The organism is Paenibacillus sp. FSL E2-0151, assembly GCF_037993015.1.
Taxonomy (GTDB): domain Bacteria; phylum Bacillota; class Bacilli; order Paenibacillales; family Paenibacillaceae; genus Paenibacillus; species Paenibacillus amylolyticus.
Genome location: NZ_CP150308.1, coordinates 1,946,327 through 1,961,003, shown reverse-complemented (window position 1 = coordinate 1,961,003; position 14,677 = coordinate 1,946,327). Strand labels below are relative to the sequence as shown.

The 14,677-nt window shown below is 44.9% G+C and carries 16 protein-coding genes and 1 pseudogene; 1 reads left to right on the top strand and 16 read right to left on the bottom strand.

What is annotated here, in order from left to right; translation table 11 throughout:
* The first annotated feature begins 401 nt into the window (after positions 1-401).
* Positions 402-1,442 carry a LacI family DNA-binding transcriptional regulator gene (locus MHI55_RS09175; RefSeq protein WP_235193769.1) on the top strand — a complete coding sequence of 347 codons (1,041 nt, stop codon included), beginning with the start codon at positions 402-404 and terminating at the stop codon, positions 1,440-1,442.
* 192 nt (positions 1,443-1,634) lie between these two features.
* Here the strand turns inward: MHI55_RS09175 and MHI55_RS09170 are convergent, their stop codons facing one another.
* The 16 genes and pseudogenes from MHI55_RS09170 to MHI55_RS09095 all read right to left on the bottom strand — a co-directional run bounded on the left by MHI55_RS09170 (position 1,635) and on the right by MHI55_RS09095 (position 14,660).
* Positions 1,635-2,813 (bottom strand): DUF4272 domain-containing protein, encoded by a 1,179-nt coding sequence (locus MHI55_RS09170; protein ID WP_340389801.1) that lies wholly within the window; start codon positions 2,811-2,813, stop codon positions 1,635-1,637.
* Between the two features lie 21 nt (positions 2,814-2,834).
* Complete coding sequence (locus MHI55_RS09165) at positions 2,835-4,055, bottom strand: RtcB family protein (RefSeq protein WP_340389799.1); 1,221 nt, start codon at positions 4,053-4,055, stop codon at positions 2,835-2,837.
* Between the two features lie 178 nt (positions 4,056-4,233).
* On the bottom strand, positions 4,234-4,656 hold the full coding sequence (locus MHI55_RS09160) for a hypothetical protein (RefSeq protein WP_076318269.1): 423 nt from the start codon (positions 4,654-4,656) through the stop codon (positions 4,234-4,236).
* Positions 4,657-4,764: 108 nt separating this feature from the next.
* The gene (locus MHI55_RS09155; RefSeq protein WP_076318268.1) at positions 4,765-5,199 is read right to left on the bottom strand and encodes a GNAT family N-acetyltransferase; all 435 of its coding nucleotides are present in this window, start codon (positions 5,197-5,199) and stop codon (positions 4,765-4,767) included.
* A gap of 40 nt (positions 5,200-5,239) precedes the next feature.
* Positions 5,240-5,665 (bottom strand): GNAT family N-acetyltransferase, encoded by a 426-nt coding sequence (locus MHI55_RS09150; protein WP_340389797.1) that lies wholly within the window; start codon positions 5,663-5,665, stop codon positions 5,240-5,242.
* A 23-nt stretch (positions 5,666-5,688) separates the two neighbouring features.
* Positions 5,689-5,898: pseudogene (locus tag MHI55_RS09145) on the bottom strand (CDP-alcohol phosphatidyltransferase family protein); the annotation flags it as partial.
* Positions 5,898-6,467, bottom strand: a complete 570-nt coding sequence (locus tag MHI55_RS09140; protein ID WP_340389795.1) for a ClbS/DfsB family four-helix bundle protein — start codon at positions 6,465-6,467, stop codon at positions 5,898-5,900. The pseudogene MHI55_RS09145 and the gene MHI55_RS09140, both read right to left, overlap by 1 nt.
* Positions 6,468-6,643: 176 nt before the next feature.
* Positions 6,644-8,569: an ABC transporter permease gene (locus tag MHI55_RS09135; RefSeq protein ID WP_340389793.1), complete on the bottom strand. Its 1,926-nt coding sequence runs from the start codon at positions 8,567-8,569 to the stop codon at positions 6,644-6,646.
* The gene (locus tag MHI55_RS09130) at positions 8,566-9,321 is read right to left on the bottom strand and encodes an ABC transporter ATP-binding protein (RefSeq protein ID WP_076327097.1); all 756 of its coding nucleotides are present in this window, start codon (positions 9,319-9,321) and stop codon (positions 8,566-8,568) included. The genes MHI55_RS09135 and MHI55_RS09130 overlap by 4 nt, the downstream gene beginning before the upstream one ends.
* A 116-nt stretch (positions 9,322-9,437) precedes the next feature.
* Positions 9,438-10,442 (bottom strand): sensor histidine kinase, encoded by a 1,005-nt coding sequence (locus MHI55_RS09125; protein ID WP_340019801.1) that lies wholly within the window; start codon positions 10,440-10,442, stop codon positions 9,438-9,440.
* Positions 10,439-11,128, bottom strand: coding sequence for a response regulator transcription factor (locus MHI55_RS09120; protein WP_036610298.1), 690 nt, complete (start codon positions 11,126-11,128; stop codon positions 10,439-10,441). The genes MHI55_RS09125 and MHI55_RS09120 overlap by 4 nt, the downstream gene beginning before the upstream one ends.
* Before the next feature lie 189 nt (positions 11,129-11,317).
* Positions 11,318-12,082, bottom strand: coding sequence for an SDR family NAD(P)-dependent oxidoreductase (locus tag MHI55_RS09115; RefSeq protein ID WP_340389791.1), 765 nt, complete (start codon positions 12,080-12,082; stop codon positions 11,318-11,320).
* 49 nt (positions 12,083-12,131) lie between these two features.
* Positions 12,132-12,851 carry a class I SAM-dependent methyltransferase gene (locus MHI55_RS09110; protein ID WP_340389789.1) on the bottom strand — a complete coding sequence of 240 codons (720 nt, stop codon included), beginning with the start codon at positions 12,849-12,851 and terminating at the stop codon, positions 12,132-12,134.
* Positions 12,852-13,071: 220 nt separating this feature from the next.
* Positions 13,072-13,455 carry a VOC family protein gene (locus MHI55_RS09105; RefSeq protein ID WP_036610305.1) on the bottom strand — a complete coding sequence of 128 codons (384 nt, stop codon included), beginning with the start codon at positions 13,453-13,455 and terminating at the stop codon, positions 13,072-13,074.
* A gap of 131 nt (positions 13,456-13,586) precedes the next feature.
* Positions 13,587-14,102 carry a GNAT family N-acetyltransferase gene (locus MHI55_RS09100; protein WP_017689739.1) on the bottom strand — a complete coding sequence of 172 codons (516 nt, stop codon included), beginning with the start codon at positions 14,100-14,102 and terminating at the stop codon, positions 13,587-13,589.
* 33 nt (positions 14,103-14,135) lie between these two features.
* The gene (locus tag MHI55_RS09095) at positions 14,136-14,660 is read right to left on the bottom strand and encodes a YfiT family bacillithiol transferase (protein WP_036610311.1); all 525 of its coding nucleotides are present in this window, start codon (positions 14,658-14,660) and stop codon (positions 14,136-14,138) included.
* Positions 14,661-14,677: the final 17 nt, after the last annotated feature.

Genomic DNA, 14,677 nt, shown 5'->3' with positions numbered 1-14,677 from the left:
TGTTTATTTTGTTATTTTTATAAAATAACAAAATAATAATTAAGCAGACAATTTTCGTCATACTATCTGAAAATATGCTTACCGTCACGTTGAACGTTCATCCTAAAATACTGTGCATCACTAACATTTTGAATTCTCTGTCCGTTATTAGATTAAGAGAAATACATCATGTTATACTAGGGCGTGTCTTAAATCTCACTTAAGGGCATCTTTCACCGCCTTTTCGCCCCCTGCTGCGTCACTTTCTCTTGACGTACCCCGGTACGCCTGCGAAAAAGTTCCTGGCCTGGAACGAAAATTCGGCAAAATCTGCTCCTTTCGGAGTTATAAGATACGCCCCGGGATCAGTTGGATATCGCTCCAAATAAGGAATACGGCAGAACTACGAGTGTAAGGATGGTATGATGAAGACAAAGGTAACAATTCAGGAGATTGCACATTTTACGGGTTTGTCGAAATTCGCGGTGTCACGAGCTTTGTCTGGAAAATCGGGAGTTAGCGATCAAACGAGGGATGTCATTCTCAAGGCCGCTGGCAAACTTGGATATTTCAAAGATAACAGCATGTTGTCTGGTGAACTGTATAACAGCCATGAACTTCAGGAACCAAAGAACACACGTTCAAGCGGAACGATCTTGATTTTGTTCCCCAATGTTCGGTACCAAAATCAAGACTCCGTATACTGGGGCCCCGTCTTTAACGGGATCTCTTCCAAGCTGAACCAAAAAGGGATTAATATTCTGACCTTAACGGAACCCTCAGCAGACCAGCTATTTACCCTACTCAACCCGGATGCCATTCGAGGGATCATTACCGTTGGCTCTATCTCGACCCCGATTCTGCTTGAAATCAAACGGCTCAGTATTCCGGTTGTGATGGTGGATCATCTGGACCCTGTTTTTCACAGTGACAGCATATTCACCGATAACTTTGCATCCATGCGAGAGATCATGCTCTATTTGCTCCGCAAGGGTTTCAAAACATTCCAGTTCGTTGGCAATATCGGGGATGCTCATAGCTTCTATGAACGCTGGATTGCGTATACTTCTGTGCTTATGGGTCATGGGATGGAAATACATCAGATTCCCGAGCTGAGTAATCAGGCATTGGATGAGTTCCGCCAGACGTTCACTTCGGTGATCAGTGAGGATAATTTACCTGAAGTGTTTGTATGTGCGAATGATTTCTATGGGCTATACACCATAGAAGCCCTTGAGAGTATGGGTATTCGTGTACCCGATCAGTGTGTTGTCACGGGATTTGATAATCTATACGACAATATCCCATTACTTGCCACAGTTAATGTGAACAAGGAGTTGCTCGGTGCGCGTGCAGTGGATCAGATGTTATGGCGCATTGCGAATCCAGAGAGCAACGTCGAGAAAAAGTTGATTCTTGCTGATGTCATTATTCGTGAACAGTTTGGCAGACATAGTGGGTAAAAGTATAATACATGTTGGTGAATATGTGTGGATATACATATTAAGCATATATGGAATAATGCTTATGTCCACACAGAACAGCACACCAAATACCCCTTTAACCGTATTCGTGCGGCTATAGGGGTATTTGTATTGTTGTATGTTGTGTAATGTTTATTGTTTATTTACAATAGGCCGTCACATCATCCCGTTCTACGTATCTGTACGCACATCATCCCACGCCAGATCCAGATAACAGATCAGCCAGTTCAATGCACGGTGACGTTCATGAGCCACTCCACCATTCAGGCCAGCGGGAGGTGTTTTGTCATTCACTCGACTATCCACGCACACCCAGTTATAACGGTAGATCAGATCTGCTTCATCCAGAATCTCGCTTTTGTTACGCAGAGATGCATCGGAGAGAAAGTCGGTAAAACTATCCTTCTGCTGCAAATAACCGACATCCTTCCCTACGTTACATAACTCCGTTGGTGCACCTAGTTCCTTCACATAACCAAGCGCCCACAACATTACGTGGTACGCTTCATATCCCCAAGAGAAGGAGATGATCTCCTGCTGCTCTGCTCCGTGCTGGTCGATAAACCTCTTCTCTGCGGGTGAGAAAAAGAAGTCAGCCTCATACTTGTCGATCACTTCCTGAACCAGTGTTGCAGTATCATCCGCACTTTCGCCGGCTCCCAGACACTCACCCTTAAGCGCGGCAAGACATAGGGCAACCGCACGACGCGTGACTTCCTCTTTACTCCGAATCGTGGTGTGCTCGTCTCCGGCCCTTACGGGCAAGTTCGCATTATACGGAATGCCTTGTTCAGTCAACAGTTGCTCTGACCGCGCTTTACGTTGAATGCCCGACTCCGACTGCGGTCTGTTACCGTCAAGGAAACTGGTGTGCGCTGTCACCGTGTAATCCTCCACCTCAGATTCTCCATTCACATCCAGCAATAGCTGACCTTGTGCATTCAGCAGAGATCCACCTCCCCAGAAGATAACAGCATCCAGCGCATCAGCCAACCGTAATAACTCGCCGAAGAATTCTTCCGAGATATCCTCTTCCGTCTCAATACCAACCACCATGTTCAATGTGGAACATTTGATCAATACCTTTTCCTGTAGCGAAGCATTGCGCCCTTCAATCTGACTCAAAAATCCAAGCATCCCCTGAATCATTGTCGTAAATTCCTCAGGATGTGTCTGGCTGGTCATGATATTAAAGCCTTTGGTTTTCTTACTGAGCCATTTTTTCTGAGTCACTTGAATATGGGTCTTGTCTTCCCGGCGTTCAATCGTACCCTCAGGATAAATGGATTGAATCAATTCAAACAGCTGATCCAGGTCAAACTGAGAGCTATATATCGCACAATTCCTCATGAAGTTCACCCTCTTTTCTAACTAATCCTTGTATGGATCGAATTCATTACCTCCGGCCATGGCGACACCAACGGGACGCAGCACATGGTTGATCTTCAACGTATTCGCATGTGCGTTCAGTACGTCTTGCAGTTTCTTGTACACAAACGGACTTTCGTCTGTGCCCGCTCCCCGCAGCTCAACACCATAGGCACGAATCGCCTCATGCATCTGTGCTTCGCTAATCTCGCCACCCATGCGTGTGCGCAGCTTGTAATTCATTTTGCCAGCCGCCTGGGTTCGGCTCATCGTGCGCCCTGCCCCATGTACGGTGCTGCGGAATGACTCGGTATTCTCCTCGCTGTGGATCCCTTCCACAATTACCGAGATATCCCCCATACTGCCTCCGACAAAACCGAGTTGCCCGGGTGCCAATGGCGTTGCGCCTTTGCGGACCACAACTACCTCTTCACCCATGTGTTTTTCTTTCCAGGCAAAGTTGTGATGATTATGAACGGCGTATTCAGCACTTGCCCCGAGAATTCCGAGCACCTGTTCAATGACATAATCACGTCCTGCATAGGCGTATCTGCCCGCCAAAGTCATTCCATCCCAATACATATCACCCATTTCGCTGTTCAGGTCAAACAACGTAGGCGGTTGATCCATCGATTCGCCCGGCGCTTTGCCACTGAACTGACGCCCTGCGGCAAGGTTAAGGAACCCACTCGCCACTTTGTGACCGAACCCGCGGCTGCCAAAATGATTTGCGATCCACACCTTTCCCGTTGCCTCTTCTACAAAAATATCCACGAAATGATTGCCACTGCCTACGGTTCCGAGTTGGTTACGTGCAAGTGTTTTCAGCTTATGTTGTAATCCCGGTTCAATGCTATCAAACAGCTTCCAGCTCGCGTCGTCAAACAGTTCATGATCCACGGGTGTTGGATTGTTGCGACCCACGCCGAAAGAAATGGTCGAATTAATGTCATCCATGATCGTTACAATCCGATCCCGAATATCGTCCCACATCAGATTTGTGCGCACAGCCTTGTTGCCACAGGCAATATCATATCCGACACCTGACGGACTGATCATATTCCGATAAGCGACAACACCACCGATGGGTTGCGAGTAACCTTTGTGATGGTCGGCCATCAGAGCCACACCCAATACATCTCCATATTGCGAGCAAGTCACCGCCTGACTTACGGCGTTCTCCAGCGGCTCCCCCCAGACTTTAATGTTATCTACGATACGCATAATTGTGTTAACCTCCTATGTACTTTTTTTTGAAAATACATCTTTTATTTCTATACTGTTGTTCTCATTAGTTTAACAAAGATTAGCGTGGCTCGAAACGTCGCCTTACTTTAGATCACCAATTATTTACGCATAAAAAAAGAGAGCTCAGCTCCCTTTTCTCACGGTTGGTTCCTATTCACTTCTTGCTAATCTTAAACTTGAACGCCCAAGTCGCTGTGTTACCAGAATATCGGCCTCTGTTCTCGGTCACCACCACGGAAAGTGTCTTGTTGGTTGATTTGGAGAACGAAGATAGTTTGACGTTGGTGCTTTTATCCCCGTAATCGGGAATTTTGTCCTGTTCTTCGGCGATGGCCTCCAGTTTCAACGTACCCGTGGATTTCAGGTTTAAGGTGACTGACGAACCCTCTTCCAGATCTTTGCCGTTCACACTTGCTCCGATGGCCCACTCATTACCGACAGAGTTATTCTCGACAAGCTCTGCGCTCACCAGCGTCACGGTTACCTTTACCGTTTTGGCGGCAGCATAGGAGGTTGGGGAACATACGGCGAATACCAGGCTCAGAACCATGAAAACATTAGCCCATTTTTTGAACACGAGAGTGCCTCCCTCTTATTCGTTTCTTTTGTTAAGACTATGCCTTATTCGCCGTGTTCCTTAAGTAATCCTTCCACTTGTGTAAGAAATTTTCACTTGAACTGTCTGTTAAAGATGCTTTCGGTAACCCTGAACCTTCTCATCCTTGAAACCTAACTTCTCATAAAATATATGTGCTTCCTTACGCTGATCGCCAGACACCAGAATCATGTAACCACAACCCATATCTTTTGCAATCCGCTCAATCTGGAGCATTAACCTCTGCCCAATGCCCTGCCTGCGTACCTGATCCGATACAATCACATTCTCCACAACCATGAACGGTTTGCATGGCCCTACCAGATCCATACACTCAACCCCCATAACGGACCCAACCAGTTTGCCATTGTAAAATGCCCCAAGCACATGATAATGGCCATTCTGCTGTATGTAATGAAACATCTTTTTCATCTGCTGTTCATTGGTAGGCATTCCCATCAACTCATTGTATAGCTGGCTTAGTGCCGGTAAATCTTCAAGTTCGATTCCTTTAATGGTAACCATGATAACCCTCCTGATTTTGTCCTATTTCGCACGCTTTGTCTTACATGAGGTCCTTTTTAAAATAATAATGACTGTGTCCAGTCGGTGCATTCTCGATCGTTGTGATCAATTGGTAGCCATGTTTCTTGTAAAATTCCGGTGCTTGATAGGAGAAGGTGTTCAACATGACAAAATCACAAGATTTCTCTCGCGCAATTCGCTCAACTTCAAGCAACAACTGTGAACCATATCCCCGATGCCGTTGTTCAGAATTCACCCAAAGAATATCAACCTCCAGCCAGTTCCAGCAAAGTGTGCTAAGCACACCTGCGACAATCTCGCCGGTCTCATTTTTGATATTGAAATTCAGTTCTTCGTACCGATGCCTTAATTCCTCGCTCACATGTGCAGCATTAAATGCGATAAGTTGCTGGCGAACATACTCTGAATCTTGCTCGGTACTTGGGGTTATATTTCCTTTAGACATCTCCTATTCACTCCCTTTTATCTCAACAGTTTATCCGCCAGTGGATCAAGCAACTTTCCCAGATTCGTGATCTGATTATATTTTCTCGCCACATATCCATCGAATTTATCCGTACCAGCTGCTACTGCAAATATAATTAGTGCAATCATCACGCTTTGCTGATTGAGAAAACAGATCATAAACAATGGAATCAACGCGATTCTAGACAACGTGATTTTATTTGCCAGATTCATTAGACATCTATTCTCCCCTCATCCATGTTGGCTAAGTGACCTTTTTTCCATTTACATAATCGGGTCCGAAAGGATTTAAAAGGAGCTACCGAATTAATCTGGATCCACTTCACCATAGCCCACCTGGGCTTTGTTCCCGTCCACTGTCTCATCCCTTGTACAAATAAGTCCTCTTCACTAAGGGAGTCAATCCAGTTCTGCCATTGTTGTTCTGTCTCCCGAAACAATGAGCGTAACTCCTCCAGCGTACAACCTGAATACTTTTCGTAAAATGATTCATTTAATGACCCTAGTTGGTTCCATTTATATCCTGGTGCCGGCATATGGAATTCATTTCCCAACTGTTCATTTCGCTCCCAATCCATCACCAGGTTCATCCATCCTAACTGGTAGGCGATCATCTGGGCAGGCGTCTTGTCCACACCTTCAACCCACTTATCTTTGTCGCTGTTATGGATGTCATTGAACTCACCCTCAAACAATTCATAGGTGCGTCGAATCGTCTCACTTAACTCTTTCTTCGAGGCATATAGAACTCCAGGCACGCTACTCCACTCCTCTCGTTTCACCGTTATACATGAATCAGAAGCATGGACTCTATCATCATTTCGACTCAATTCCATAATCATCCTTTTTTTTCATAAAGCTATATTTATTTCTGCAAGAAAAAAGGGCAGTCTGTAAACAATACAGCCGCCCTTTACTCAACCTATTTTGCTATATCAGCATACTCGTGATCCCAATTCTACAAAGCTTCCTTAATCACCCGTTTATAGTACCACACAGACAACAGACCAAAGATCGAATATAACAATGTATAGACTATCATGACAATGACCGTAGGTGTCGCCAGCTCCGTACCAAAGAAAAACCAACCTGATTTCACGGCAAAGTAACTATGACTCAACCCCACCACAAGCGGAATACCAAAGTTAAACAACTGCTTGATCTGAATTCCCCTCAACAGATTGCTCTGTGTAAATCCAAGTTTACGAAGAATGGTATAATTGCCCTTTTCCTCTTCACTCTCATTCATTTGTTTAAAGTACAGGATACATCCCGATGTAATCAAGAACGTCAAACCAAGGAAACCAACAATGAACATAATCAGTCCCATATTGTTACGTTGGTTATTTCTGAACTCAATCTGGGAGAAGCTCGGTGCTTCCAACTGTAGCTCCTTATATACGGCATATGCCTCTTCAGCCTGCCCCTCATTCAGAATACGTACACCATAGTAATCCGCCCACTCGGATTTTTGCAGCTCGGGATCGAGATCCTGCCGCAACTGCTGGTATACCGTTTCATCTACTACCGCTACAGGCGTGCCCCCAGAATAGTATCCAGGAAGAACCCCCTTTTGGGTGGTTCCGATCAGCTGGTGGTCCAGTGTATGCTTCAATCCATGCAAGACGATCGGACCTTTCTCCTCAATGGAAATCAACTGCTGAATGGCATTTCCGTATCCCATGAAGATCACTTCACCTGGTTGCAGATCTATGTTATCTACCATGTTGTCACTCAACACACTACTGAACAGGTACTTTTCCGTCATGGACTCGTCCATCACTTCATGAGCATCAATTTCAATATAAATAGGCTGTCTATGATTCTCCTCATATGGAATCTGTTTATGTTCCAACTCGGTTACAAAGCGATTTTTCACCTCAACCTGAGCAAATGAAAAATCCTCCGGCAAGCTTTCCTTCGCCTGAGCCTCTGCCGAATAATACGAAATGTAACTGAGTGACAGCATGCCAATAGCAAGTGCAGATACGGTTGTAATAATCGTGAGTAACAATGCATTAGATTTCATGCGGAACATGATTGAAGATAAAGACAACACCTCATGAATGGATAGGTAGCCGTTTTTGCTTTTGCGAATCAGATTAAAGATAAAACTTACCGAACCCTTATAGAACAGGTATGTCCCCAGTATGACCGAGAAGAGAATCAGGATCATCGTATACATCAACTGCTGCATATCCATTGCCTCACCGCTGAACAGCCGTGCAGACATGAAGTATCCATACACAATCAGAGCAATGCCCAAGACGCCAACAATCATCTGTCCGACAGACATCTTCTGCACCTGCTGCTCCGAAGTGGCAGACACCCGAAAGAGTGAGAGAATACTCTGTCTCTTGATAAAAGTGTAGTTCATCAGCATGATGAGCAGATACATTATCGTAAAGACAATCACCGTTTGCATCAGTGCCATCGGAGAGAAGTACAGTTTCGTAATCGCATCCACACCGAGAATTTTGAACAATATCATCAATACCAGCTTGGACGCAAGAAACCCAATTAACACACCGATAGCCATGGAGCCAAAATAAAGAATACTATTCTCCGCACTCAAAATACCAAAAATTCTGCCTTTTGTCAGTCCGATCAATTGAAATAATCCAATCTCTTTGCTACGCTGCTTGATAAAGATCGTATTGGCATAGAGCAAAAAGATACCAACAATGACGATTAACAGTACCGAAGATGCGCCTATAGCCGCCGCACCTTTTGTTGAAGCAGCTACCTCATCCATGGAAGGATCATACTGTAACGTCACAAAGGAAAAATACAATGCCACACTGAACACAAGCGCAAATACATAGAGATAATAATTCTTCAGATTTTTTCTGAGATTGCGGAAGATAATATAATTCAAGCTCATTGCTGCACACCACCCAATACGCCCTGGGTTTTGATAATATCGTTGAAGAACGATTGCCGTGACTCGTCTCCTTTATTCAACTGGGTGTAGATCTGACCATCTCGAATAAAGATCACTCTGCTGCAATAACTTGCGGCAACCGGATCATGGGTAACCATAATAATAGTCGCTTTTCGTGCGCTGTTCATATCACTTAACTTGCCGAGCAGATCCGAAGCGGACTTGGAATCCAGCGCTCCTGTCGGCTCATCCGCAAAAATGATACTCGGCTCGTGGACAAATGCTCGTGCTGCCGAAGTCCGCTGCTTCTGACCCCCTGAAATCTCAGATGGATACTTGTCTTTCAACTCGTAGATTCCCAGTTCACGTGCGATCTGTTCAAACTTGTGGTGTGCCTCCTGTTTTGGAATGCTCGTAATCGAGAGCGGTAATAATACATTTTCCTTCACCGTAAGGGTATCCAGAAGATTGTATTCCTGAAAAATAAAGCCCAGATGATGTTTGCGGAACTCAGCCAGCTGTTTCTCCTTCATTCCGGTGAATTCCTTGCCCTCAATATCAATCGTGCCCTGGCTCACCCGATCAATGGAGGAAAGTACATTAAGCAGCGTTGTTTTACCCGAACCCGAAGGCCCCATAATACCAACAAACTCTCCCTTGCTTACCCCAAGATCTATTCCCTTCAGCACTTCCTGTTTATTCAGTTTATTACCATAGACTTTATGAATTTTTTTGGCTTCCAGTATCCACATATCCCACTCACTCCTCTTAGATCTTCTGCAAAATGCTCATGTCTATATCATAGGCGGAATGTGCAGTGTTATCGTGTGATTCACCAAACAAAACCAAAAAGCATGTGACATTGTTGTCACACGCCTGCAAGATGCACCATGTCGTTTTTTCGCGGAAAAGTAAGTGTGACGGTTGTGCCCTCGCCAAGAGAAGATTCTACATGAATGTTAACATGAAGCGTCTGGACCACCTGACGAACCAGGTACAGCCCCATCCCGGTAGCCGCCCCATCCATTCTGCCTCGGGTGGACGTAAATCCTTTATCAAATATACGCGGCAGATCTTGAGTCTCAATCCCTCGCCCGTGATCCTGAATCATGAGTATGATGTGTCCATCCTGTTCCCAACTTTCAATGAGGATGTCCGATGAATCGCTATATTTCACCGCATTGCTCAACAACTGCCGGAGGATGAAGCCTAACCATTTGCTGTCTGTGAGCACGCGCGATACCATTAAAGACACATCAAAGCCAATGCCTTTGGAAATGCACCACGATTTCAGTGCTCGTATCTCGCTATTCAATACCGGTTCAAGTTCCGTCTCTTCGATGAACAGATCATTATGCATAAACGGAATACGCTTCTGGTGAAGCTGCTGATCCAGCAACTGATGAATTCGTAACCATTCATATGTCATTTGGCTCTGTAACTTGTCATCTGGTAAGCGCTCGATCATCAGTTGCAACGCTGTCAGTGGGGTCTTTACCTCATGAATCCAGGACAACATCTCGTCCTTCTCCTGTTCCAGAGCGATAAAATGATGTGACGACTCCTTACGATACCGCTGTGTCTGGGAACTGACGGCCTCATGTACAATCTGCTCATATGGACTTTCGGCGATATCAAGTTCTCCCAGATCATAGGTATGATCCCAGATGCTCAACTTTTTATAGAAACGGGTCTCTTTCAGGTATCTCGCCCAGATAAAAACAAGGCATACCACTACATTCAGTCCTACGATATACACCACAGATTGGAATGGAATGGACGAGTCCAGGTAGGCCACCAATAAAATAATAAGTTGCATGCTTACCAGTAGCCATAACCAACTAGCCCTTTCTCGTATGTACTTTCCGATCATGCTTCTGCCTCTTCCGTTGCCATGTACCCCTGACCTACTTTGGTTTCAATGTACCGCTCCAAGCCGATGGGTTCAAGCTTCTTCCGTAACCGATTAACGTTAACTGTTAGCGTATTGTCACTCACGAAATGCTCATGATCCCACAAGCTCCGGATGAGATCCTCACGGGTAACAATCTGATTTTTATGCTCGACCAGCACTTTAAGAATGAACATCTCATTTTTGGTCAACAGGACAGATTCATCCCCGCAGGTCAACGTATTTTTCACATATTCAATAGTGGCACCACGCCAGGTCCGAAGTTCAATATGCTCTGTATTATAGTTATACACCCTCCGCAAAGTCGCTTGGATCTTGGCAATCAATACATCGAAATGAAAAGGCTTCTGGATAAAATCGTCTGCCCCCAAATGCATGGACATAACCATATCCGCAGGATGATCCCGTGAGGACAAAAAGATAATCGGCACATTGGAGTGCGAACGAATGATCCGGCACCAATGGAACCCGTCATATTGGGGTAACTGAATATCTATAATGACCAGTTGCGGCTGAATTACGCTGTACTCCTGCAATACCTTTCCAAAATCCTGCACACCATACACGTCATACGACCATTGGGACAAACGTTCCTTGATTTCACTGAATAACGACTCGTCGTCTTCAATGAGCATAATTTTAAACAAGAGACTTCACCACGTTTCTGATCTTCTAAGGTTGAATAAGGTAATTAGACTCCGTTGTTGCAGGATCACCTTTACCGTTACGAATCGTTCTTCCGATCGCTGATTCCAGTGTACAGGGAAGTTGGGCTTATATCAAAAGGTATCCATACTTCGTAAGAAAACGAGCTGAAAGAAGTATCGTATATCATATTAGCTCTCAACAGTGTGTATACCATGGCTTGCATCACTGTTTTCGTCCATCCGCTCGATCAACTGCATCGCTACGTCTCGTGGCGATCTTAATTGTCCTGCTTCATATACTTGATTGAACATACCTGCAAGAGCGAACTCCTCTGCACTTTTGCCTCGTGCAACAGCCTGCAATTCCGTATCGACCATCCCCGGATCAAAAGCAATAATCTCAACAGGGTTCTGTTGACCCGTTTGTTCCAAAGATACGCATTGGGTGAACATGTTCATGCCTGCCTTGGATGTACAGTACACTGCCATTGAAGGCGCGGGATAACTTCCCGAACCCGATGAGAGATTGACAATTTCACGTCTGGCGGACAGGTGTTTTGTTTGTTGAATAAAAGAGGAACTTAATATCATTGGGGCTGCGAGACTGATGTTGAGACTTTGACTTATCTCTGCCGCACTGCACTGATCGATAGGTTTTAGAGGCTCCAGCATCGCTGCATTATTAATGAGTCCAATGAATTCAGCTTCCTGAGAAGGTATTTGGTCCAATATGCGTGTAATCAAATCATCGATCCCATTCAGGTCGGCAAGATCATACTGAACATGGCGGTAACGCCCGCTCCATTCCTCGCTTGATTCCAACAGATCCGAACCCCCGCGTGAAATACCGTAAACGTAATCCCCCTTAGCCAATAATAACTCTGCAAGTTGTAAACCGATCCCTTTGGATGTGCCTGTAATGATAAAGTGTCTTTTTCCTGTTTCTGTTCCCATTCCGATACCACTCCTCCTCTATTTTCAATGCATGTTTATTTCACTATTCTTACGAGTTTTTCTTTCTCCACAACGTGGCCCAGAGAAAAGGTACACCAAAATACGGTTCATGTTGCTCCAGCGACTTCATTGCACGGAACTCCACACATTCAAAGCCATCTTCCAGCATGTAGCGAAGCTTCTCCTCCGTGAACGCAAGACCACCGCGCATCGACTTCTCTTGATACACCTGCCAATCATTCATAACGATCTCAGGCCCACCATTATCGCCAAAACCAGGAGCAAAACAAGTCATTCCAAAGTATCCTCCAGGCCGGAGTGCATTGTGGATCATCTCTATGTAGGGAATACGCTGATGTGGCAACAGATGGTGCAGACAACCCGAGTCGTAGACAAGATCATATTCTTGCTCTGGGGACAATTCGAACACAGATCGACATTCAAAATGCACGTCCAGTTGCTCCTCTGCCGCCCTCTCTTTAGCCCAAGCAATAGCTGTCTCCGAAAGATCATAAGCATCTACCTGATATCCTTGGCGGGTTAAATACAACGCATTTCTGCCCGGGCCACACCCCGGTTCCAGTGCCTTACCGCCGCTCAGCACACCTTCGTTCACATGCGCTACCAGATTCTCATCCGGTTTGTTTGGGAAAAAGGGGATTGGTCTGTTCCGATCCTCATAGAAAGGTTCCCAAAACTGCTTGGCAGATCTGAAATCCGCATCGAGCATATCATATAGATCCTGTACACTTTTAATCGTCTTTTCCACAACCACATTCCTCCTTAACTACTCCATTCAAACCTTCATTTTCGACTATTCATTCCTCATCATTTTCAATAAATCAGCCACACTCTATTATAACATTTTTACCCAGTAGTTCTCTATTTTTCTTGTGCTTTTCTACTCCAAAACATAAGCTTTTTCCCAACAAAAAAACGACCGACATGGATGTCGATCGCTTACAATCTTAGCGGTTTTAAGTTGTAATTTACTTCGCCCGTTCCAAGACTGCAAAGTAATTTCCTTCGTTATCAGCAAAGTTGAAGACACGCCCCGTTGGCATCTCGACAATCTCTCCAACCGTTACATGTTTACCAGCCAAGTCGGCATATAACTGATCCAGATTTTCGGTGAAGAACATTAATGAAGGTGTGCCCAAATTTACACCTGCTGACATCCGCTCCACAAACTCCTTGTCATGAAGAATAATGCTCGTCTGCGAATTTGGGGTAGGCGCAATCTCAATCCATCTCATACCCTCGTCAAGGTTTACTTCATCCACAATGTGGAACCCCGCAACTTCCGTCCAAAATGCCAGTGATTCATCCTGATTGTTGACATACAACATAATCTGGCCGACTTTGCTAAACATGGATCAATCACTCCTCTGATCATCTAATCTCTCAACATCCTGCTTATCATTCCTCAAATTCCAATAGAGTATAACATGCAAGACAGCTTTTTTATCATTCTTTCTTTGCAAATACTAACTACACATTAGACTTATTGCGTGGCTTTTAACTTCTTCGTAAGATAAAGTACAACATCGTCGTCCATAATCGTTTCTTCACCCGGCTGAATGTAATGATCATGTTTGTGTACACCGTGACCGTCTGGTATGTACCCGCGATGGGCATATAGAACTTGCGCTTTGCCATAATCGGAAAACACACCTACACCAATGCCTGCTACATCCGTTCGTTCCAGAATAACTTCCTCTGCTCGGTCCATCAACCGTGAACCAATACCTTGGCGCTGGAACTTCATTAGTACATTAAAATCGTTAATTTCAGGAATGCCTTGTTCCCTGAAAGACGGGTAGCTGGAATTCCACAATACATTCACGTATCCGGCAAATTCTCCATTCAACTCGGCTACCAAAGTTACGCGTTCCCCATTCTGTTGTTCAGCCAAGTAATGAAGATACTGCTCAGGGGATCTCCCCCAACCCTGCTCCTGAAACGCCTTTGATATGATTACAGGATCGTTCTCATTTAATAGTCTGATATGTACACTCATTGATGAATCCTCCTTAAAAGATATTTCTAATAGCTATATTCCCAATCTATCCCGAAGCGATGTGATGTGAGCAACATGGTGTTTGCCGTGCCAAGCATACATGCCCAGATTGTAATCCAGTCTTGTCGTTTCTTCCGATGAGGGATGATAAAATTGTTTGGCATAATCTGCATCTGTCAGCGCGTTTAACAGAAACACCCAACGACGATGGAGGGCATCCAGAATCTGAAGCGAGAATTCGACATCCAGGTCTCTTGAATCACTCAGTTCAGCCCAGCGCTCTTCATAATAAGGCCGAATCGTTGGTGTATCCTCTGTCAGCGCCAACTTGAAACGAATCATACTGTTCATATGGCTGTCTGCCATGTGGTGAATAACCTGTTTGAGCATCCATCCACCTTCTCGATACGGTAGACTTAATTGCTCTTCACTCAATCCCTTTACCGCTTCTCGTGCGCGTTCAGGCAACTCAGCAATGTCCTGAATCCACTTCTCCCGTTGTGCCAAAGTAACTTCACCCGTGTGTACAAATGGTCCTATCGGAAATCTTTCATCCATCCATTATTCCTCCTTGT